The sequence below is a fragment of the Streptosporangium subroseum genome (assembly GCF_900188345.1).
GTDB lineage: Bacteria > Actinomycetota > Actinomycetes > Streptosporangiales > Streptosporangiaceae > Streptosporangium > Streptosporangium subroseum.
Map to the genome: position 1 here is coordinate 1 of NZ_FZOD01000091.1, position 21,365 is coordinate 21,365.

The 21,365-nt window shown below is 67.9% G+C and carries 21 protein-coding genes; 6 read left to right on the top strand and 15 right to left on the bottom strand.

What is annotated here, in order from left to right; all coding sequences use genetic code 11:
- Positions 1-28 precede the first annotated feature (28 nt).
- The 4 genes from CHC08_RS43920 (at position 29) to ku (ending at position 3,864) form a co-directional block, all read left to right on the top strand.
- The gene (locus CHC08_RS43920) at positions 29-379 is read left to right on the top strand and encodes a PRC-barrel domain-containing protein (protein ID WP_089212917.1); all 351 of its coding nucleotides are present in this window, start codon (positions 29-31) and stop codon (positions 377-379) included.
- 218 nt (positions 380-597) lie between these two features.
- On the top strand, positions 598-753 hold the full coding sequence (locus tag CHC08_RS43925; protein WP_089213309.1) for a DUF6131 family protein: 156 nt from the start codon (positions 598-600) through the stop codon (positions 751-753).
- Between the two features lie 812 nt (positions 754-1,565).
- Complete coding sequence (locus tag CHC08_RS43930; protein WP_089213310.1) at positions 1,566-3,050, top strand: MDR family MFS transporter; 1,485 nt, start codon at positions 1,566-1,568, stop codon at positions 3,048-3,050.
- 169 nt (positions 3,051-3,219) lie between these two features.
- Entirely contained in the window at positions 3,220-3,864 is a 645-nt protein-coding gene (gene ku, locus CHC08_RS43935) for a non-homologous end joining protein Ku (protein WP_089213311.1), read from the top strand.
- 227 nt (positions 3,865-4,091) lie between these two features.
- On the opposite strand, the gene CHC08_RS43940 is transcribed toward ku, so the two are convergent.
- From CHC08_RS43940 to CHC08_RS43980, 9 genes are all read right to left on the bottom strand, one after another.
- The gene (locus CHC08_RS43940; RefSeq protein ID WP_089213312.1) at positions 4,092-6,524 is read right to left on the bottom strand and encodes an AAA family ATPase; all 2,433 of its coding nucleotides are present in this window, start codon (positions 6,522-6,524) and stop codon (positions 4,092-4,094) included.
- 18 nt (positions 6,525-6,542) lie between these two features.
- On the bottom strand, positions 6,543-7,721 hold the full coding sequence (locus CHC08_RS43945; protein WP_089213313.1) for a metallophosphoesterase family protein: 1,179 nt from the start codon (positions 7,719-7,721) through the stop codon (positions 6,543-6,545).
- Positions 7,718-8,698 (bottom strand): DUF412 domain-containing protein, encoded by a 981-nt coding sequence (locus CHC08_RS43950; protein WP_089213314.1) that lies wholly within the window; start codon positions 8,696-8,698, stop codon positions 7,718-7,720. Before CHC08_RS43950 ends, CHC08_RS43945 begins: the two co-directional genes overlap by 4 nt.
- Positions 8,699-8,743: 45 nt before the next feature.
- Entirely contained in the window at positions 8,744-9,760 is a 1,017-nt protein-coding gene (gene recA, locus CHC08_RS43955) for a recombinase RecA (RefSeq protein WP_089213315.1), read from the bottom strand.
- 59 nt (positions 9,761-9,819) lie between these two features.
- The gene (locus CHC08_RS43960; RefSeq protein ID WP_089213316.1) at positions 9,820-10,281 is read right to left on the bottom strand and encodes a single-stranded DNA-binding protein; all 462 of its coding nucleotides are present in this window, start codon (positions 10,279-10,281) and stop codon (positions 9,820-9,822) included.
- On the bottom strand, positions 10,271-10,813 hold the full coding sequence (locus CHC08_RS43965; protein WP_089213317.1) for a hypothetical protein: 543 nt from the start codon (positions 10,811-10,813) through the stop codon (positions 10,271-10,273). Before CHC08_RS43965 ends, CHC08_RS43960 begins: the two co-directional genes overlap by 11 nt.
- Complete coding sequence (locus CHC08_RS43970) at positions 10,810-11,769, bottom strand: ATP-binding protein (protein WP_089213318.1); 960 nt, start codon at positions 11,767-11,769, stop codon at positions 10,810-10,812. Before CHC08_RS43970 ends, CHC08_RS43965 begins: the two co-directional genes overlap by 4 nt.
- Positions 11,770-12,157: 388 nt before the next feature.
- Positions 12,158-13,105, bottom strand: coding sequence for a RecB family exonuclease (locus CHC08_RS43975; RefSeq protein WP_089213319.1), 948 nt, complete (start codon positions 13,103-13,105; stop codon positions 12,158-12,160).
- A 177-nt stretch (positions 13,106-13,282) separates the two neighbouring features.
- On the bottom strand, positions 13,283-13,693 hold the full coding sequence (locus tag CHC08_RS43980; protein WP_089213320.1) for a RidA family protein: 411 nt from the start codon (positions 13,691-13,693) through the stop codon (positions 13,283-13,285).
- An 81-nt stretch (positions 13,694-13,774) separates the two neighbouring features.
- On the opposite strand from CHC08_RS43980, the gene CHC08_RS43985 reads away from it, so the two are divergent.
- Positions 13,775-14,149 (top strand): winged helix-turn-helix transcriptional regulator, encoded by a 375-nt coding sequence (locus CHC08_RS43985; RefSeq protein ID WP_089213321.1) that lies wholly within the window; start codon positions 13,775-13,777, stop codon positions 14,147-14,149.
- A gap of 70 nt (positions 14,150-14,219) precedes the next feature.
- Here CHC08_RS43985 and CHC08_RS43990 read toward each other — a convergent pair whose 3' ends face one another.
- The 4 genes from CHC08_RS43990 to CHC08_RS44005 form a co-directional block, all read right to left on the bottom strand.
- Positions 14,220-14,690, bottom strand: a complete 471-nt coding sequence (locus CHC08_RS43990; protein WP_089213322.1) for a hypothetical protein — start codon at positions 14,688-14,690, stop codon at positions 14,220-14,222.
- Positions 14,691-14,848: 158 nt separating this feature from the next.
- Entirely contained in the window at positions 14,849-15,211 is a 363-nt protein-coding gene (locus CHC08_RS43995; protein ID WP_089213323.1) for a nuclear transport factor 2 family protein, read from the bottom strand.
- Between the two features lie 214 nt (positions 15,212-15,425).
- Positions 15,426-16,499: a hypothetical protein gene (locus tag CHC08_RS44000; protein ID WP_143653626.1), complete on the bottom strand. Its 1,074-nt coding sequence runs from the start codon at positions 16,497-16,499 to the stop codon at positions 15,426-15,428.
- Between the two features lie 49 nt (positions 16,500-16,548).
- Positions 16,549-17,007: a hypothetical protein gene (locus CHC08_RS44005; RefSeq protein ID WP_089213325.1), complete on the bottom strand. Its 459-nt coding sequence runs from the start codon at positions 17,005-17,007 to the stop codon at positions 16,549-16,551.
- An 876-nt stretch (positions 17,008-17,883) separates the two neighbouring features.
- On the opposite strand from CHC08_RS44005, the gene CHC08_RS44010 reads away from it, so the two are divergent.
- A complete protein-coding gene (locus CHC08_RS44010; protein WP_089213326.1) occupies positions 17,884-19,119 on the top strand; it encodes a 5'-nucleotidase C-terminal domain-containing protein in 1,236 nt (411 codons plus the stop codon).
- Between the two features lie 161 nt (positions 19,120-19,280).
- Here CHC08_RS44010 and CHC08_RS44015 read toward each other — a convergent pair whose 3' ends face one another.
- On the bottom strand, positions 19,281-20,069 hold the full coding sequence (locus CHC08_RS44015; RefSeq protein ID WP_218825787.1) for a GntR family transcriptional regulator: 789 nt from the start codon (positions 20,067-20,069) through the stop codon (positions 19,281-19,283).
- Between the two features lie 174 nt (positions 20,070-20,243).
- Entirely contained in the window at positions 20,244-21,134 is an 891-nt protein-coding gene (locus tag CHC08_RS44020; RefSeq protein WP_089213328.1) for a helix-turn-helix transcriptional regulator, read from the bottom strand.
- Between the last annotated feature and the right edge of the window lie 231 nt (positions 21,135-21,365).

Here is a 21,365-nt window from a genome sequence, read left to right on the forward strand (position 1 = left end):
CACTATCGCTGAAGAGAAAAGAGCAGCCATGACTGAGAATCTGTGGAACTACCGTCCCGAGGCCCGTATCGGCAACCAGGCACTGGATCTGGTCGGGTTCGACGTTGAGGCCACCGACGGCAAAATCGGCTCGGTGGACGAGGAGAGCAACGCCGTGGGCGACAGCTACGTCGTCGTCGACACGGGTTTCTGGATCTTCGGCAAGAAGGTCGTGCTGCCCGCCGGCACGGTGACCCGGATCGACCCCCAGGAGCGCAAGGTCTACATCTCCCGTACCAAGGAAGAGATCAAGAACGCTCCCGAGTTCGACGAGGCGACCTACAAGGAGCCCGACTACCGCAGCAAGCTCGGCGGCTACTACGGCCCCGGCGCTCTGTAGTCATCAATCAGTGGTTAAAAGGTGCGCAAAGAAGCCCGCCGGCCGCGTCACGGCAGCCGGCGTCTACGGACTGAAGCCGCGGTGACCAGGTCACGAACAACGTCGACCAACCCGCAGCGAAGCTCAAAGACGCCTTGGAACGCTGATCGCTCGCCACCGTCGAGCCGGCCCGCGAGCCAGTGCCACACCTTCATCTCTCTCGAAAGCAGGCAATCATCATGATCATTATTGGACTCGTCCTTCTCATCGCCGGATTCCTGACCGGTATCTCCATCCTGTGGACCCTAGGGATCATCGTCCTGGTCATCGGAGTGATTCTCATGCTGATGGGCCGCCTGGGCCGGCCCGTCGGCGGCCGCAACCACTACTTCTGACCCGGCCATCGGCCATCCCTGGAGAGGTGGCGAGAACGTCGCCACCCCCAGGGGATGCCTGGCCGTTCACTGCCGCCGATGGCGGGGCCATCGGCACGCCGGCGCGATCCGGCCAGTACGCCATCGGCGTTTTCTGGACGCCTTCCGCTCCCCGACGGGAGACATCGGAAGGTGTTCAGGATGTGGAGCCCTGGCCGACGCCGTCGGCCGGGATGCGCTCCTCGACGAGCGGCATCAGCGCGGCCGGCGTGTCGGGGAGGTCCGCCGCGGTGAGGGTGGTCCCGGGGGGACCATGCCGCGACCGAGGTTCACACCGACAGCTGACGCGATGATCGCGCCATCGGTGGGGATGACGGATCCGACCGTCCGGCGAAGCCGCCACGGGAATATGTGGAGAGCTCGGGCGATGCCCTCTCCGGACCGCTGGGGGACAACCTCTGCAAAGTCGGAATCAAGCTCTGTCTCGATGAGTTCGGACACGATGCCCAGCCCAACGCCCTCGTCGGGGTTGGATGGAAGTGCTGCTGCGTGGGCCGGGCCGGCGCGTAAGCATCTATCAGGTTGGGAAAACCACTGCGCCCCAGCCCTCGGGGCGTGTGGTACGCGGGGTATTCGCCCAGGTCATAGGGCAATCAGGGTGCTCTTTTCGTGATCTGGAGATCATCGTCCGCCAGTGAAAACCGGGTGACATTTCGTGTCACCTGCCGGAAAGCTGGGGAAGGGCGATGAGTTTTGTCGGTGGTGTCGGTCAGTCTTTGTACGGCCACAACTTCTTGTGCGTCCCAAGGCTGGATGCCAGCCATGATCACGTCATGTCCGACAACCCTGATCGAGGTGCCGTGTTAAGCCCGCAGGTCGACTCACCCGCCAAGTCCGCGACCGCCGTTCCGGGTCGCACCCCGCCCGTGATCCGGCTGCTGGTGCTTGCCACATTCGTGGTCATCCTCAACGAGACGATCATGATCAACGCGATCCCCCGGCTGATGGGCGCGCTGCACATCACCGAGCAGACCGCACAGTGGCTCTCGACCGCCTTCATGCTGACCATGGCCGCCGTCATCCCGATCACCGGATGGTTCCTGCAGCGGGTGTCCACCCGCAGCGCGTACACCACCGCGATGGGCTTGTTCCTGCTCGGCACGGCGTTGGCCGCCGTCGCGCCGTCGTTCGAGGTGCTGCTGGGTGCTCGCATCATCCAGGCGTCCGGGACGGCCGTGATGATGCCGCTGCTGATGACCACGCTGATGCAGGTGGTGCCCAAGGCGGAGCGTGGCCGGGTGATGGGCACCGTCAGCCTGGCCATCTCGGTCGCGCCCGCCATGGGCCCGACGGTCTCGGGGGTGATCCTTCAGTTCGGGTCCTGGCGGCTGCTGTTCGCCGTGGTGTTCCCCATCGCCGCCGTGATCACATGGCTCGGCCTGAAGCAGCTCAAGAACGTCGGAGAGCCCGAGTTCAGCACCATCGACTGGTTGAGCGTGGTGACCGCGGCCGCGGGCTTCGGCGGCCTGGTCTACGGACTCAGCCGGTTCGAGGGCGGTGACGCCCGCGTCGCCGCCGCGATCGTGGCGGTCGGCCTGATCGCCATCGTCGTTTTTGTCCTCCGCCAGCTGGTGTTGCAGAAGCGCGGCGTGCCGCTGCTGGACCTGCGTACCTTGCGCTACCGCACCTACACGGTCGCGTTGATCCTGATGTCGGTGGCCTTCATGGCGATGCTCGGCTCGATGATCCTGCTGCCGCTGTACCTGCAGAACGTCCGCGAGCTCACCGCCCTGCAGGCCGGACTCCTCGTGATGCCGGGCGGCCTTGCGATGGGGCTGCTCGGTCCGACCGTCGGCCGCCTGTTCGACCGGTTCGGCGGCAGGGTCCTGGTCATCCCCGGCGCGATCGGGATCACGCTCGCGCTCACCGGCTTCACCCTGGTCACGATGACCATGCCGTTCTGGCAGCTCCTCGCCCTGCACGCGCTGCTGATGGTGAGTCTGGCCGCGACCTTCACCCCGGTGTTCACCCTCGGGCTCGGAGCGGTTCCACCGCCGCTCTACTCCCACGCCAGCTCGATCCTGAGCACGCTGCAACAGGTCTCCGCGGCCATCGGCACCGCGCTTGTGATCACCGTGATGAGCGCGCGAGCCGACGCCCTGAGATCCTCGGGCGTCACGGAGGCGCTCGCCAACCTCGACGGCATGCGACTGGCCTTCATCATCGGCGCGGTGATGTCCGTGGCCGTGGTCGTCACCGCCCTGCTCCTACCCGCCCGAGCTGACAACGCCGGCGAGATTGAGGGGATACACCACTAGGAGACAGGTGATCCCGGAGGGTCTTTTCCGTGCCTGTACGGCAGTGAAATACAGCCGTGATCACCTTTTGAACGACAGTCCCGGCCGTTGAAGGCGTCCGTCATCAGCCCTCCGGAGGGCTCCGCCGCTGGCGTTCCCCCTGCGAGATAACCTGCTGACAGGGGGAAAAATGAAGGCTACCTGGAAAGGGACCCTTTCCTTCGGCGACATCGACATCCCCATAGCCCTCTACAAGGCCACCGGGAAACACGGTGATCTCGACCCGCACCGGGCCCACACCGAGGACGGCTCATCGGTGCGCCACCAACGGTGGTGCGAGGAAGAGGACGGGGAGATCGAGGACCGGGAAGCGGCGAAAGGCCACCGGCACTCCGTCGGCCGGAAGATCGTCCTGGACGACAAGAACATGGCGAGCCCGCCTCCACCGGACAGGAAGCGGGTCAACGTGCTGGCCTCCGTCGACGAGGGCGGCGTCGACCCGATGCTGTTCGGGCAGGCCTACTACGTCGGAGGAACGGACCCGATCGCCGATCGGTGGTACGTCCTGTTCCGGGATGCGCTGAGGGAGTCCGGACGCGTCGCCGTCACCAGGGTCACCCTCGGTGCCCGCGAATCCCTGGCGGTGCTCCGGGTCCATGACGACCTCCTCGTCCTGCAGACCATGAGTCGGCCCGGAGAGGTCCGCCGCCCGACCGGCATCGCCCCCAGGGGCGACATCACCGTGCGGCCGGAGGAGCTGAAGATGGCCATGCACCTCATGGACATCCTCTCTGTGGGCTTCGACCTGGACGAGGTCCACGACGACCGCCGGTAGGCCCCGCGACAATTCATCGCGCCCGTCTGGAGGGCGGGTGCCCCCGCACGCGTGACCCCTTGGCCCACGCTGCGCGGCAGAGCTTGGAGACGGGGAGGAGCCCGGCCGGAGCGGTACCGCGCGGTCCCGAGCGACGCGACGGAGAGCACCGGGCCTACGAGCAGGCAGGCGCATCGGGAGATCGTGGCGGCCGAGGAGCGCTGTCTCGTCTGCGGCGGCGCGCCGGGTCAAGGGGCCTCTCGCCGTACCGAGGATGTTCGGGGGTCCCGGTGGACGGTGAAGCGGGTCGGCACCCGTTCGGCCAGGGCGCTGCTGTGCGTGACGATACCGACCATCTGGTCCTTGCGGGCCGCGAGTTCCTCCAGCGTGACGGCGACCGTCTCGAGTGTCGTCTCGTCCAGCGTGCCGAACCCCTCATCGAGGAAGATCGATTCCAGTTGTACGGCGCCGGCCGCGGCCATGGTCGGCAGCTGCGCAGAAAGCGCCAGGGCGAGGGCGAGGCTGGCCTGGAAGGTCTCACCGCCGGACAGCGTCTTGACCGGCCGGCGGCTGTCCGCGTCGGCGTGGTCGACGACAAGGAAGTTTCCGTCGTCGTGGATCAGCTCGAACTGCCCGCCGGACAGCTCGGCGAGCGTCTCGGAGGCGTCCGTGACGAGGACGTCGAGGGCCGTCGCGACAAGCCAGCGGGGAAATCCGTCCGCGCGCAGGAGGTGGCCGAGTGTCTTCGCCACCTGGTGTCTCCGCTCCGCGTCCTGCCGCCGAACGTCGAGTTTCGCGGCCTGCTCCCGTCGTTCGACGAGACGCCGCAATTCTTGCCGAGCGCCCTCCAGCGCCGCCGCGACCGCCGGCTCGGCCGTCTGGGTGAGCGGCCGTTCCGTGTCGAGCCTCACCTCGTGAGCGGCGAGCACGTCGGCGAGCCGGTCCTCGGCGGCGGCGAGCCTGCCGCGGACGCTCGCCAGCCTTCTGCGCGCGTCGGACAGCGCCGTTTCGCGGGTGGCGGCGGCGTCGGCCGCCCAGGAGACGAGGGCCGTCCACGCTGCGATCAGGTCATCACGGTCCAGCGCCTGAGCCCCGAGCGCGACGAGCGGGTCACGAACGCGCTCAAGCGTCGAGGCGGCCGCCCGCACCTCCCGGCGGACGCTCGCCGCGGCCTCCTCGGTGCTCGCCCTGGTGGCTCGCGCGCGCCGCAGCCTCGTGTCCGCCTCGTCTGCCGCCTTTTCCAGCTGCTCTCGACGGGTGAGCGCAGCGGTCACCCGCTCCAGGGAGGGGGCATCGGCGAGGAGCGAACGCAGGACGGCGATCCGGCCGGTGAGCGCGTTCAGCTCGCCGGTGGCCTGCTGCTCGGTCCGGGACGTCTCCGTCCACTCGTCGCGGAGTCGCTCCACGTCACGGTCGGCCCGGACCCGTGCCTGCTCGGCCGCTTCGAGGTCGGGCGCGACCAGCGGGCCGGGCACCGTGGTGACCCGCTGCTCACATACCGGGCATGCCGCGCCGCCCCGCAGATGCGGTCGCAGCGCTGCCGCGAGATGGAACCGCGCCGTGGCCTCCTCCGCCCGTCGCGCCCGCAGCGCGAGCCTCTCGGCCTCCTCCCCGGCAGCGGTTACGTCGATGAGCGCCGTGGCATGCCGCTGCTGCATCGCCTGCGTGGTGAGCAGCCTCCTCTCCGCTTCTTCAAGCTCCAGGTGGTCGCGGCGGGCCTGCTCAAGGGAGGCCCGGGACGGTGCCGCCGCGAGGTGCTCACGGGCGGTCGTGTCGGCTGCCTCAGCCGCGGTGAGTTCCTTGTCGACCAGTTCGACGGCGGTCCTGATCTCGTGTTCCCGTTTCCCGAGTTCCTCGAGCCCGGCCGGCGCGGCGACCTCTCCCAGCCGGTCTCGCTCCGCGATCAGCGTCTCGCACGCTCTCCGCGCCTCGGTGACGGCCGCGCCATGCTTCGTGAGTCCGGGCAGTGCCGTACGGACCCGCTTGGCGACCTTCTCCAACGTGGCGACCCGGCCCTGGGCCACGTGCCGGGCACGTTCGGTCGCGTCGCCGAACTCCTCAAGCTGCTGGGCGAGGAGTTCGGCGCGCTGCTTCTCGCCTTCGGCCTCCGCGTTCGCCGCCTGCGCGATCCGGGGGTAGATCTCCAGCCCCATCAGTTTGACGAAGATTTCCTGCCGCTTGGCCGGCTGCGCGTGCAGGAACTCGGCGAAGTCCCCCTGCGGCAGCACCACACAGGTGAGGAAGTGCTCGAACGACAGCCCGAACAGCTTCTCCACCGCGGGTGTGACCTCGGAGTCGGAGGCGAGCACCTCGGTGACGTCGCCCGGCATGCCGAGCGCGTCCGGGTCGGCGAGCCGTTCCAGCCGGGCGTTTTTCACCTGGACGCCGCCGCGGGCGGTGCGACGCAGCTCCCGGGCGGCGACGTAGCGGTGCCCGGCAAGGTCGAAGACGAGCCGTACGGTGCCCCGGTCGGTGGTCGGCGCGAGCGCGTTCGTGACCACGCGCCGGTTGTCCCAGCGCGGCGCAGATCCGTACAGGGCGAACGTGATCGCGTCGATGACGGTGGACTTGCCTGATCCGGTCGGGCCGACGAGCGCGAAGTAATCCACCTCGCGGAGGTCCACCGCGGCCGCCTCCCGGAACGAGGCGAAGCCGTTCATCTCCAGGAGCACCGGCCTCATCGAGGGTCCTTTCCGCCGTCAGGCGTTCCCGGTGGTGGCCTGGTCGTGGAGCCTGGCGAACAGTGCTTCGACCCGTTCGTCGATCAGCTCCCGGGTGACGCAGTATTCGTGGAGCAGCTCGGCAGGGCCGCGTTCCACGCCGGCCGGCGTGGACGGCCGGGCAGTGTTCACCGGGTCCACCGGCGCGGCGAACGCCGGGTCGATGCGCACTTCCAGCGCATTGGGGAACAGCCGCCGCACGTCCTGCTGCAGGCCCGCGCGCGCCGGTTCGCACAGCAGGACCCGCAGGTAGTCGTCTCCGAACTCCCCGGCGTGCCGAGCCAGCTCGTCGACGGCGCCCCGTACGGTGCGCAGCCGCCGTCCGGACCTGATCGGCACCTCGGCGGTGATGCGGGCGGATGCGCCGACCTCCGCCTCGACGACGAGAACCACCGAGGGGTTGTCCTGCTCGCCGAAGTCGAGGGCGATCGGGCTGCCGCAGTAGTGAACCGGACAGGGCGCGGGCAGCGACTGGCGACGGTGCAGGTGCCCGAGCGCGACGTAGTACGCGTCGGGCGGGAAGGCATCCTCCGGCACCCAGTACTCGACGACCGACTGGGCGGACCGCTCGCCCCCGCCGAGCTTTCCCCGGGCCGCCATCAGGTGCGCCGTCACCAGGTTGACCGCGTCATCGCGGAAGCCGGCCGTGAGCGCGGCGAGCAGGTCCCGCACCAGCAGGCCGTAGCCGGCCGCGGCCTGCCCGGGCGTCAGGGTGACCAGCTGGGCGGCACGCACCGCGTGGCGCTGGGAGACGAACGGCAGCAGGGCGACGACGACCGGCTCCCCTGTCGAGCGCGCGGTGAACTCCACCACCCCGCCGTCGGCCGCATCACGAACACCGCCGGCCAAGGTGATCCCGGTGCTCGCCATGAGCGGCCGGTAGGCGTCGAAGGTGGCGGCATGGTCATGGTTGCCGGCGATCGCGATGACCTCGGCACCGGTGCGCCGGAGTGCGAGCAGCACCTGAACGACCAGCTGCTGGGCGTCTGCCGACGGGGCGGAAGACTCGTACAGGTCGCCGGCGACGAGAACCGCGTCAACGCGGTGGTCCCGTGCCACCTGGACGATCTCGCGCAGAACCGCCCGCTGCTCATCAAGCCGGCTGTGGCCCTTGAGCACCTTGCCGACGTGCCAGTCGGACGTGTGCAGGAACCTCATCGCTTCTCTTCGGGCGGGATCCGCCCGTCGACCTCGGCTTTCGGCTCGGGCGGCATCAGCTCGTCGTACAGGGCCTGGTGCTCCTCGTCGTCACTCGGGCAGATCGCCCGTCCGTCGGCCAGGCACATCCAGTGGTGGCGCAACACGTCGTGCACGGCCTCCTCCGGGTTGTCGAACACCAGGACGCCGTCGCCGTCCTCGTCGTAGACGTAGGCACAGACATCACAGACGACGGAGTGCAGCTGGCGGGTGGGGAAACGGATCGGCCGATCCCTTCCCCTGTCCGGCTGGTACGGACGGTAGCCGCGATCTTCCGGCACCCGGCGAGGCGCGGGGCTCTCGTCCACGCACCCGGTCCGCGTGGATGCGGCCGGCGTTTGGTGGAGGCCACGGGCGGGCCGGAAACCGTCGCCGCCGCACTGCGGGCAGGCGGCGAGGGCGAGCAGGTGCTCATGCAGGGTGCGGTAGTAGCGGGCATAGGTGAGCGCGTGGTGCTCTCCGCGAGGCCGCTCCGGCAGCGGCGGGTTTCCGGCCTGGACGACGAGGGACCGCAGCTCGTGGAACCAGCGTGGCACCGCGGGCGGCATCGCCTCCCAGTCGTTGTCCCACAGGGAGTGCAGACGGCAGATGTGCTGGCCGCCGCAGGCGGCATACAGGTGAGTCTCCGGGGGACCGCAGGCGAAGTACGTCCCCACCTCGTCGCGGATCTCCCTGATGAGCTTGACGTCGGGGTGGATGCGGTCGAGGAGGTAGGGGTAGCCGTCGGGGGCACATCGCGGCAGAGCGGGCCACACGTCGTCGACCATCCGCGGGACGTTGAGCACGGCGGTGAAGTCCATGTCGTTGTTGACGGCGTAGTAGTCGCGGCCGGCGTCGTCGGTGAGGCCGATGGAGATCAGGCCGCGTACGGTGGGGTCGGCGGGAAGGAACTCGCAGGAGAGGTAGACGCGGCGAATGGCCCGGGCGGTGTCGCTCATGTGATGCTCCTCGGCATCCGATGAACATGGGTGATGGTCACCGGATCAGCATTCGGCCGGCGCGGTACTCAGATTCGGCCCGATGCCCAGCTTCTCCTTGATCTTCTTTTCGATCTCGTCGGCGAGGTCGGGGTGGTCCTTCAGGAAGTCGCGGACGTTCTCCTTGCCCTGGCCGAGTTGATCGGCCTCGTAGGTGTACCAGGCGCCGGACTTACGCACGAAGCCCTGCTCGATACCCACGTCGATCAGGCCCCCCTCGCGGGAGATGCCGACCCCGTAGAGGATGTCGAACTCGGCCATCCGGAAGGGCGGGGCGACCTTGTTCTTGGCCACTTTGACGCGGGTGCGGTTGCCGAACGACTCGGTGCCGTTCCTGAGGGTCTCGATCCGGCGGACGTCCAGGCGCACCGCGGCGTAGAACTTCAGCGCCCGGCCGCCGCAGGTGGTCTCCGGGAACGGCGATCCGATCTTCTCGCGGAGCTGGTTGACGAAGATCGCGGTGGTTCTCGACTGGCTCAGCGCACCGGTGATCTTCCGCAGTGCCTGGCTCATCAGCCTCGCCTGCAGGCCCACGTGGGGATCGCCCATCTCGCCCTCGATCTCCGCGCGCGGCACCAGGGCGGCGACGGAGTCGATGACGATGGCGTCGACGGTGGCGGAGCGGATGAGGGTGTCGGCGATCTGCAGGGCCTGCTCGCCGTCGTCGGGCTGGCAGATCAGCAGGGCGTCGGTGTCCACGCCCAGCCGCCTGGCGTACTGGATGTCCAGGCCGTACTCGGCGTCGACGAAAGCCACCGTGCCGCCGGCCCGCTGGGCGTTGGCCAGCGCGTGCAGGGCGATCGTGGTCTTGCCCGAGGACTCCGGGCCGTAGATCTCCACCACCCGCCCCCGGGGCAGCCCGCCGACGCCGAGGGCGAGGTCCAGGGCGATCGACCCGGTCGGGATCACCTCGGCCGGGGCCCTCGGTTCGTCGCCCAGGCGCATGATCGTGCCCTTGCCGAAGCGCTTCTCGATCTGAGCGAGGGTGAGTTCGAGGACCCCCTCGCGGTCCTGTTCTCTCATGGGTCCACCTTGGGCGGGATGCTGTGCGGGTCATTGCCCGTCGGGCTCCGGGCCTGGGATCAGAAGGGCTCCTCACTCTCCTGGGTGCCTTCGTCGTGCTGGGCGAACGGGTCGCCGGCGGGTGATTTGGCGCCGGCGTGGGCAAGGACGCTCGTGCGCGGGGCCTTGTTGACGGGCGCGGTGGCGAACCGCAGCGAGGGGCCGATCTCGTCGACCTCACACTCGACGACGGTGCGGCGCTCGCCTTCCTTGGTCTCGTACGTTCGCTGGCGCAGTCGCCCCTGGGCGATCACGCGTGTGCCGCGCCGCAGGGACTGGGCGACGTGCTCCGCCTCCTGCCGCCAGACCGAGCAGCGCAGGAACAGCGTCTCGGCGTCCTTCCACTCCCCGGACTCCCGGTCGTAGACGCGGGGCGTGGACGCGACGGTGAAGTGCGCGACCGCGACTCCGCTGGGAATGAAGCGCAGCTCGGGGTCGTCGGTCAGGTTGCCGACGACAGTGATGACGATTTCACCGGCCATGAGCTTCCTCTCGTGCGACGGGTGATTCCTCACCCATGCCTGTGAGCAGTTGGCGCAGGTCAAGCTGGCCGCTGCGCCAAGCCCGGGTGATCTCCTCCGGCCCGCCGGGCAGCGGCCGGAGGCTGAACGACCGTGGTGCGGAGGCCGACAACGCCGTCAGCCCCGGAATCACCTCGCCGGTGTGCGGATCGGCGACCGAGTCGAGGGCGGTGAGGTGGGTGAGGAATTTACGCTGCCAGCCGGGGCGCACCCGGACGAGCGTCTCCACCTCGCAGGGGTGGTTCGCGGCCACCCAGGCGGTGAAGGCGTCTTCGTCGGCGACCACGACCGCCGGCTGGGGGTCGATGAGCGTGATGGTGGCGACGGGTGTCTGGTCCGGCAGGGTCACCCGGATCGACTTGAGGTCGAACTCGGCGCGGGCCGCGCGCAACCCGTCGAGCACCGTACGGCGCTCGGCCTCGTACGCGGCGTCCACGGTGTCGCGCAGCACCCGGAGCACGGCGACCCGGGTGGCGCTCTCCTTGAGGTTCACGCCGCCTCACCCTTTTTCTTCGGCTCGGTCCTCCTCTGCCCGGTCCCGGCCTCCGGCGTGACGTCCTGGGTGGGCCGGTTCCGCGCCGCGGTGCCGTGGCGCACGATCAGCTCGCCAAGCGTCTGGGTCTCCCCGTCGCCGTCCAGGACGGCGGCGCCGAGCAGGTTGTGCCGGCGGGCCTGCTCGTACAGGGTGCGCAGATCGTCGGGAGTGGCGTCCGGGGCCGTGGCCGCCGTGACGTAATCGGGCACGGACCGGGCCGGCTTTCCGGCCTCGAGCCAGTTGAAGACGGCCTCGGCGAACTCCGGACCCGGCTTGTGGAACACCACCCCGGACAGCGGCTTCGCCCGGGACTTGGAGATCACCAGGGTGTTCTCCTGGTCGAGGTCGCCGACGATGTCGAACTCGTACTCGATGCCCTCGCGCTGCTCGGGCTTGAGCCCGACCTTGCGCGGCACCTTGCGCCCGCGATCGTCGGACTCGACGACGTACTCGGTCTTGGTGCGCATGGTGACGATGAGGTGGCCGGGATAGGCGAGCAGGGCGTCGATCATCGCCCGCTCCTGAGGGCGGGCCTCCTTCCAGCCGGCGAAGCTGCCGCCTCCCCCGGCGCGCTTGGCCGCGTCGTCGACCTGCTCCAGCATCCCGCCGGTGCCGGACCAGAAGTGGCTCAGGGAGTCGACGATCATGACGTCGTAGCCGTCGCGGGCGGCCACCGCGAGCACGTCGACGAGCGTGGTGGGCCGGAACACCGTGAGTGGGAGGGTGTCGAAGGCGAACTCGTCGGCGTACTTGGCGGCGCTGCCGTGCTCGGTGTCGACGAGAGCGATCCGCCCGCCGAGTCCGGTGGCGGTGACCAGAGCGGTGTAGGTCTTACCTGACCCGGTGGGCCCGATGAGTGCGATGCGGGCTTTGGCCCGTTCCTTGGTGGCGGTGGTGAAGGTGAAGTGGTTCACGCCGTGCCCCCTGGCGTTTCGGACGGCGGTTCGGGGTGGGCCTGGGGAGGGACAAAATGCGATCCGTGCCCCGCAGGACGTGCGCCCCAACGGTCGTCGCCTTGTTCGAATATTTATTCGAAATGTCTGAATTTCACGCTAGGCATAGAGGGGGCGAGGAATCAACTCTTTTGCCGAAAGCTTGCCTGTTGGTGGCGGGACCCAGAACGAGTCGGTCTTCGCCCAGGTCGCGGCCGGTCTTAGCGTTGCGATAGGGGTCTGCCGGGTCCAGCCCAGGGGCGGCCTCCCACCGCGCGCCGTGCCGCGGCTGTTTCGCGGCGCCTCCCCGGGAGAGCCGCTCGCGGGTGAGGGCTCAGTGGGCGGCGGTCGCGGATGAGCGCTTCGGGGCTCAGCGGGCGTCGGTCGCCGGGCGCGGGTCGTCCCTCACGGCCGGATCCACGACAGCCAGGGGCAAGGGCGGGGGAGTGCCGCCGAACTCCGGGCACAGCGCCCGATGGGGGCACCAGTCGCACAGCCGGCTCGGCCGCGGGCGCCAGTCGGCCGTCTCCGCCGCCTGCATGATCGCGTCCCACAGTGCCAGCAGCTTGCGCTCCACGGCCCGCAGATCGCCCTCGGTCGGGTCGTACGTCAGCACGTCCCCGCTGCCGAGATAGACCAGCTGCAGGCGGCGCGGCATGCTGCCACGCAGCTGCCACAGCATCAGGGCGTAGAACTTCATCTGGAACAGCGCGTCCGCCGCGTATTCGGGGCGAGGGGCCTTGCCGGTCTTGTAGTCGACGATCCGCACCTCGCCGGTCGGTGCGACGTCTATCCGGTCGATGATCCCGCGTAGCTTCAGCCCGGAGTCCAGCGTCGTCTGGACGAACAGCTCCCGCTCCGCGGGTTCCAGCCGGGTCGGGTCCTCGAGTGTGAACCACTGCTCGACGAGCTGCTCCGTGCCCGCCAGCCAGCGTGCCAGCCGTTCCGGGGCGATCGCGCCGGCCTCGGCGGAGCCCTCCGTGCCGTTCTCCGCGGAGAACAGCTCCGCGAGCTCCGGCTTCGCCGCCAGCAGCCGCTCCCACTCGCCCGCCACCATGGAACGGGCGTGGGCGACGGTGCGCACCGGCGCCGGGTCGTCGAAGAGCCGCTCCAGAACCGTGTGGACGAGGGTGCCGCGGGTGGCCGCCTCACTCGGCTTCTCCGGCAACCGGTCGATCACCCGGAACCGGTAGAGCAGTGGGCAGTTCATGAAGTCGGCCGCGCGCGACGGCGACAGCGACGACGGTGGCGCGGCGGCGGGTCGAGGTGTCGCGGGCGGGGCGACGGCTGGTGTGTCGTCGGTCTCCGACGAGTCCATATTCCCGACTCTACGTCGTTTTCAGGGTGGAGACGTTCACCAGGCGGGTGAGAGAACTTCGGTGCTCCTGTCCTCGCCGCCCGACTGACGCCAACGGCCCCGCGTCCATCGGGAGGCGGAGCCGTGTCGCGCCTCAGCCGGTCTCATCCAGCCTCAGCCAGTTTCGGTCAGTCTCGGTCAGTCGAGGACGGCGAACGCCTCGACCTCGACGAGCACGTCAGGTTCGAAGAGGTAGTCGATGCCGATGAGCGACAGGGGCGGCAACGGCCGCGGCATCCCGAGCTCGTCGGCGACACGTTCGATGCCCGCCATGAAGTCGTCCATTTTCTCGGGGCTCCAGTTCGTGACGAAGAACCTGAGGCGCACGACATCGGAAAAGCTCGCTCCGGCACCGGCCAGGCCGAGCGCGGTGTTGCGCAGGGACTGCGCGACCTGGCCGGTGAGATCACCTGTCGCGATGTGGTTCGCCTCGGCGTCGCGCGCGATCTGGCCGGCCACGTGCACCTGACGGGTGCCCGTGCCGATCGCGACGTGGTGATAGGGGACGGGCTGGAACATGCCCTCAGGGGTCAGCAGCTGCACGGTCATGGGATGCCCATTCGCTTGTCAATCAGTAGGTATCCGATGTCTACCTGGTACACGAAGGGAACTTCAACGAGACTAGGTGTCATGCAGGAAACCGCCGACAACGCGTCCGACCGCCCCCAGATCACCGCGCCGCACCGCGAGCTGCTCGACCAGGTGCTCGACAAGTGGTCGTTGCAGGTGCTCGACGAGCTGTGCGAGCAGCCCTCGCGCTTCAACGAGCTACGCCGGGCGATCCCCGTCGTGACGCAGAAGTCGCTCACGGCGGCGCTGCGGCGCCTTGAGCGCAACGGGATGGTCGAGCGTGTCATCACAAACTCGCGACCCATCGCCGTCGAATATCGCATCACGCCGCTCGGAAGGACACTCCAGGAGCTCATCGACGCGCTCCTGCACTGGACGACCGTCAACATGCCCGACGTCCAGCGCGCCCGCGAGCAGTTCGACGACGAGGCATGACGGGGCGTGCTCTCCGGCGCGTCCCAGGGCACCCGTCAATGGCGGCCGGTAGATCGGGACACTCCGCGGTCTACTTACTCGACTGCTTCGAGGCCCATACCACGGTCATCACGGAAAATCCCATCGCGGCGAAAAGCAGGATCACGGGGAGATGCTCGATGGTCTCCATACCCCAGCCGAACGAATCGGTTTCGTACGGGTCGGACCTGACCGCCGACACGAAAGTCCCGGAAATCGACAGCAGTCCCATCAGGGCGATGGAGAGCCGGAGCGAGGAAGACACCAATATGCGCTTACGCGGGTCATCAGGTGCTTCTCCCGGTGACGGCTGGGGATACTCGTGCCTGCGCGCCTTGGCCAATCCCCGTGCACCGGCTCCCAGATAAAGCGCCGCGGCAAGGAAACCGATGACGACGAACACCCAGTCAAGGAGTTCGCGTACGGTGCTCTCCGCCCAGAAGGTCATCGTGAAAACCTTGAGCGCCAATGCCAGCGCCATCAGGATGAGCGCGAACTTGGACCACACCGGGATCTTGGACACGCAGTGATTATCGGGCCGGCAGGTCCTCAGGAGAAGCCCCCACAGCCCTGCCTGTTCGGCTCGGGCCGAGGAGCGACAGGGCCGCCCTCGACGGGCGACCGGGTGTCCCTCATGAGAGGAGACAGGCGCCGTGCCGTAGATACGGTCTTGCTGAAGCCCTAGACCGTGTAGACGGGCGCGAGGTCGACGAATATGCGGTAGTCCGAGATCAGGCCGTCGTCGCGGGTGCGCCAGATCGATACGGCGACGACGCTGACATCCTTGCCGTCGAGTCGCCGGTAGGTCACCTCGGTCTCGGCGATGATGTCGGCATCCACCTGCCAGTTCCTGACGATCCGGTGCCGCAGACCGCCGATGGTGGAGAAGAACGCCCGCAACCCGGCGGTGATGGCCTCACGGCCCACCATCGGCTCGGCGTTGCCGAACACCAGCGTGGCATCCTCGGCCAGCAACCGTACGAACTCGTCGGGGTCGAACGAGTCGACTGCCTGGAAAACGCGTCGCACCACATCGTCGGCCATGTCGATCCTTCCTCGCACGGTCGGGATCACTGGTGGGGACGATACGGGACGAAGGACGGCGCGCAACTATCTCAAAGGTGGGGGTCTCGTCGCCGTACGGCTCGCCGAAGATCTTCGAACCCGGGGCGCGGACGGTTCTGGACGATCGTTTTCCAGCCCGGGACGAAGTGCTCCGGGCGTAGACGTTGCTCCGCGCCGGGTGAAATCCGTGCTCCTACCGTGTCGGCGTGAAGGACGAGACGACCAACCAGACGGCGGTGGCCGCGATCACGACCGCGACGGCGAGATTCTTCGCCTGTCCGGGAATCACGTCCTTCGATGGTCCGCGGATCAGGTTCCGCGCCAGGCGGACGGTTTCGGCCCGGGAGATCCGCTGCCGGGGACCCCAGACGGCCGACGCGGTGAGGAGGGCCGCGAGAAGCAGGTGCCACCGCACCGAATCGATGAGAGATGCCTGGAAGTCGTCGCCGTACCAGCGGACGTACCCCACGACGTCGAGGAGCGGGAAGAGGAGGAGAACCGCCGCGGCCGCGGTGCCGGCTGACCGTCCCCACCGGGCGGGAGCCGCCGCTCTGATGGCTGCCGCCAACGCGACGAGAACGACCGGCAGGCCGATCATGTCGGCAGTACCGGACCACCACGCGAGGTCGTTCCAGAACGACTCCGGAGCCTCGGCGCCGGCGTAGACGACCGTGAGGGACCTGCCGGCCGTGAACGTGACCGGGATGCGGTGGAATGCCGCCGCCCATGCCGCGGCGCCGACGGCGCCCGCCCACAGGATGATCCCGTGCCATCTCAGAGGCAGCGGTCTCCGGAGCAGCGGTGACCGGGCCGCCAGGAGCAGCGCCCCAGCGGCCACCGAATAGCAGGCGATCAAGGGCCAGGGCGGCGCGGTCACCCGCTCCTGCCCGGTGCACGGGTCGAGGCCCGGCAGGAGAAACGCGATGAAGAGCCCGAAGGCGAGCACGGCGCCGACTGCGGCGACCGCGGTGAGCGTGGCCCGACGTGATCCGCGCAGGAGAAGACCGGCCACGACGACCGGTAGCAGGAGAAGGCCCCAGAACAGCAGCTCTCCCGGCACGCTCTCCAGCGCGTAAGGACCCTCCGGCGGGTAGAAGGTGGAGGTCGTCGCGGAACAGAACCAGCCGACGCTCTGCCTGCCGACTCCGAACGTCGTCAGGATCACCGGCCCCGACACCGCCAGAACCGCACCGAAGCCCAGAACCGCGCCGAGGCGCAGCACCGCCGCCGTCGGAGATCCCGCTTCTGATCCGGGCTCCTGTGTCACGGCACCCTCTCCCAGAAACGATCGGCTCGGGTGAGGGTAGCGGCTTCCATCACCCTCGGATCGCGGTCAGCATGAAGTGCTCGACCGAGCCGCAGACCAGGATGGCGGCCGCGCCGGCGAGCCACATCGGCGCATGATCTGGTCCTCTGGACAGCAGCAGGATTTTCCGGTCGTACGGCCTCTGCACGCCCATCTGAACGATATGGACGGTCAGCACAAGCAAGATCGACAGCATGGTGTGGACGCCGAGGTCCATCCCGGTACCCCAGATCATCACCACATCCAGGATCAGTACATCCAGGACCAGTCCGAGAAGACCGGCGCCGGCGATGAGCGCTCTGCCTCTCTTCGATACGTCGAGGCGATCGGCGTTCATCAGCGCGATGGTGGTGACGGCGGCAAACCCGCCAAGGAAGGCCACGTATCCCTGCGACTGAAGCCGCCACGGCCGGGCGCGCTCAGCGACCACCGGCGGCGGAGAGAGCCGTCCGAGCAGCTTGGTGATCACTGCGCCACCTTAGCGATCAGCCGGGCGACACCACCAGGCGGCGTAGACGGGCTGGTCGCTTCCATGGACGGGTTTACGGCAACCCGCCTCACAGGATTACATTCCACCGGCTCTCATATACCGCCTGACCAGGGCGGGAACATTTTGACCCGGGACAGGCCGTTTGCTCGTGATGAAGCGTTACGAGCACGGCCGCCTTGCCTTGATGCTCGTATTGTTAGGTAACTGTGCTCTATCGCAGAATCGCGACGTGTAGCGAAATGTTGTTCATCGCGATTGGCCGATAGGGGCCTGCTGAAGCGGCTGCTCCGCAAAAATCCGTTCAAGCGCATGGCTCCGCCGCGTCTGAGAATAATGTCCGGCCAGTGGGTCCGGCTTCCCGGTCCCGCCGTGGTACAGGTCGCCGGAGAAGGGTTTCATCTGGACGCCATCCACGCCGGGCGCAAGCGTATCGGGTGTCGGGTACATCCGCTTCGCGGCGGTGAACTTCGAAGGCGCGGTTGAAGTCGCGCGGTTCGATCGGCGTGCAGTTCCTCGTGGCGAAGATGGGATCGGAGTCGCTCCCCTTCGTTTCGGCTGCCTTACGTTCATCCTCCCGAGTTCGCCGGTGATTCGGCCCTCGCAGAATTGTCGGCCGGTCCCGCTAGCATCTGTTCCTCCAAGGAAGCGGGCTAATCCGTTATTCCTTACATGACCAGATCTGTCACAATTCAGCGTTGCAGATCGTAAGAGAGGAATATTGTGGGATTGTTAGGTAGGGTTGGGCGCCGAACCGGATGGCTGGTGGCTGTTATCGCCCTGGCGTCCGGCGCGTTTGTTCCGGCGGCGCATGCCGTACCAAAACCAAAACCGGCCGTCTTCGGTACGGCTTCCGCCATGCCGAAGACGTACAGCGGTGCCTGCCCGACGGTCGTGACGTTGTCCACCACCGTCCAGGTCCAGGCGCCGGTGACGCTGAAGCACCTGTGGATCTTCAGCGACGGGGACACGACCAGGGCTAAGACGTACCGGGTCGGCGGCAAGGGCCTCAAGACGGTGCGGTTGTCCGCGTCGATCAAGGTCACCGGCGACGCCCGGGGCTGGGGCGCGGTGCGCCTGGTCGGGCCGGTGGGGAAGATCTCCAAGCGGGCCTCGTTCGCCGTCGACTGTTCCGGGAGGCGCTGGGGCGGGCGCGATGTGTGGAACGCCATGTCCACCTCCGCCGCGCAGGTCGCCACGCCGCCCGGGCAGGGCGGTGGGTCGACTCAGAACCTCGTGGGGAAGGCCACCATCGTCTTCGAGCGGACCACCGCGTCGAAGTGCCCGCTGACCTTCAAGATCCACGGTTCGTTCGAGGGGCTTCCCGCCGGCGCGCAGGTCGTCCAGTATCGCCTCGTCGGCACCGAGGAGTGGAAGACCGTCAACGTGCCGGCCGACCACGGCACCGTGTTCACCACCGTTCTGGAGACGCTCAACTGGGACTCGGAGACGGGTAAGACCTCGATGCAGGTCGAGATCAGGCAGCCGAACGGCCTCAAGTCCAATGCTCTCTACTACTTCGAGTGCAGTTCGCCGAGCGACAAAAAGGAGACGTTCGGCGTCGCCGCCGAAAAGATCGCGCTGACCGCCGCCGGCGGCCCGCTGGTCGAACTGGTCGCCGACGCCTACCTGGACGCGGTCACGGTCGTCTCCGGCGCGGAGGTCGCCCTCACCAGCAGGTACGGGCTCCGTACGGACCTGAACGCGGGTCCGGTCACCTACCAGGAACTGTTCGACACCCAGCCCGCCGGGCTCCACATCGACGTGCGGGCGATGACCGGCGCACAGCTCAAGAAGCTGCTGGCGCACAAGAACCCCACGGGCTGGGTGCTGACGCCCTCGGCCTCGCTCCGCTACACGGTGGAGGGCGGGGCGGTCACCGAGATCACGCTGAACGGCGCTCCGGTGACCGACACCCAGGTGATCAAGATCGCGGCCAACTACATCCTGATGGCCGGCGACTATGGCTTCCCGAAGTGGGAGGGGACCGATGTCTCCCACAACGGGCCGGACGACAGGGGCTCGCTGGCGTCCTACCTCGTGAAAAACTCGCCGGTCAAGGCGCCGAAGGGGGACCGCGTCACCATTCGATGAGTGACCTGACCTGTCGGGCGGCATAACGCCGGACGGCCGGGTGAATCGCCGGGCAGAACGTATTCTGCCCGGCGATTCGTCATCGGTCGTGTCCCCCTCCGGGTACCGGGCGCGGGCGACCACGGGGCTGAGAACTTCGTTTTCAAGGACATCGTGCGCGCCTACCTGTTACCTGCCAGATCTGATGCCTCACCGGAGACGGGGACGATCGTCTCGATCGCCAGATAGTGCGCGGGGGCGACCGTCGTCGTCACCTCGACCACCCGACCGTCGGCCGTCCGGCCCACGTGCATGATGTCCAGCACGCTGCGCTCCGGACTGATCTCCAACACGGTCGACTCCTCCTCCGTGGGAGTACGGACGATGATCCGCTCGCCGGCCTCAACCTGTCTGTGGCCGAGCTCGGCCAGCGTCGACTTGACGCCACCCATGATCACTGAACGGGGATCTTCAAGCGCGGACCCCTCGGCGATCTCCAGTGGGATCCACGAGCAGTTGAGCAGGATCGGGATGCCGGAAGCGAGCAGTCGTTGACGGAGGGCCAGAGCGATCTGGCCGTCCGCCAGTTTGAAGAGGCTGGTGATCTCGTCTGGCGGTGTGACTCGGTCGATCATGATCTCGTGCACAGGCGACAGGCCAAGGGTGTTGATCTGGGCGTCGAACGCGCCCAGTGCTCCGTACTTCACCGACGTGTCACGTGCGTAGCGCGCCGGCGAGTGCGTCAGAGGGGGAAGCCACGTCACGATCGTGCCGAGTCCTTGCCGGGGGCGTACCACGCCCTCGGCGGCGAGCAACTGCATCGCGCGGTTGACCAGGCTGCGAGAGGCGCCGCCGCTGTAGCGTTCGGCAAGCTCCGGCTCTGGAGGCAGTGACGTACCGGTGGGGTACTCGCCGTTCACGATTGCTTCGCGGATCGCTGCGGCGATCTCGCGGAACCCCAGTTTGCTCATTGCCATCCCCTTTATCCCTTCGCATCCAGAGGAGGCATCCTACGTCAAACGTTAAACGTTTGACGACTCTAGTCGAACCCCGGACAGGCGACTTCCTCGCTTGGCAGGTCTGGCTTGGTCGGTGAGAGTGGCTTGGAGGCGGACAGCCAAGCACCTCCTTGCGCGGACAGAGGCCTAGGCAGGACGTCGGCCGGCGCCCTGCTGACGGGCGGGCACGTGGGCGGGTGCGTTCCAGCTGCTCAGCAGACGGAGTTTCTCCTCTGACGGTGACCCGCGGTCGGCGGTGTAGACGACGACGGTCTGTCCGTCGTCGCGGGGCAGGGCCATCGACTCGTAGCGCAAGGTCAGCTCGCCGACCGTCTCGTTGAAGAGCTGCTTGGTCCCGTAGGCGTGCTCGTAGAGCTGGTAGTCGGCCCAGTAGCGCGCGAATTCGGGAGAGGCGACGCAGATCTCGCCCACAAGCCGCTCCAGCAGCGGATCGGCCAGCCGGTCCACCGTGAGGTTGCGCAGGGCCGCGGCGGTCTGAGGAGCCATGGCCTGCCAGTTCGGGAAGACAATCTTGGCGCGAGGGTTGAAGAACATCCAGCGCGCGAGATTCCGCTCCTTCACGGGCATGGCGTCGAAGTCGTCGATGAGGAGCCTCGCGGTGCGGTTGGACCCGAGCACCTCCAGACGTGGTCCGTGGATCATCGCCGGTATCGGATCGAGGGCGTCGATCATGGCTATCAGCGCCGGACGTGCCTTGACGACCGCAGGCCGGACGTCACGTGTGCGGTGGTCGCGGCTCTGCTTGACCAGCGAGCGTAGGTGCAGGCGCTCCAGGTCATCGAGGCGCAGCGCGTTCTCGACCGCCGAGAGGACTTCCTCGGAGACGATTCCGACGCGGCCCTGCTCAAGTTTGATGTAGTAGGCGACGCTGACCCCCGCCAGGGCTGCGACCTCCTCACGCCGCAGCCCGGGAACCCGGCGTACGGAGTTTTCGGGCTGTGGCAGACCGGCCTGCCACGGGTCGATCGCCGCGCGCCGGGAGGTCAGGAAATCGCGCAGCGCGTTGTCGCCTGTCATCCCTCTTTTATAGCCCTGCGCTGGTCAGCGCCGTACGACAAGGTGGCTCTCCGGGTATCACCTTGGCCGTTCCGCGGACCGGCTTTCTCTGATCAGCTGGTGAACGAGAACGGTTGCACCGGCCGCCTCCTGCCAGGTGCGGGATGCGGAGAGCCAGAAGACGAAAGTACCGCGTCGACATTCACTGATACGGCGACGCTGGACATACGCACCGGTGGCGGATCGCCACGG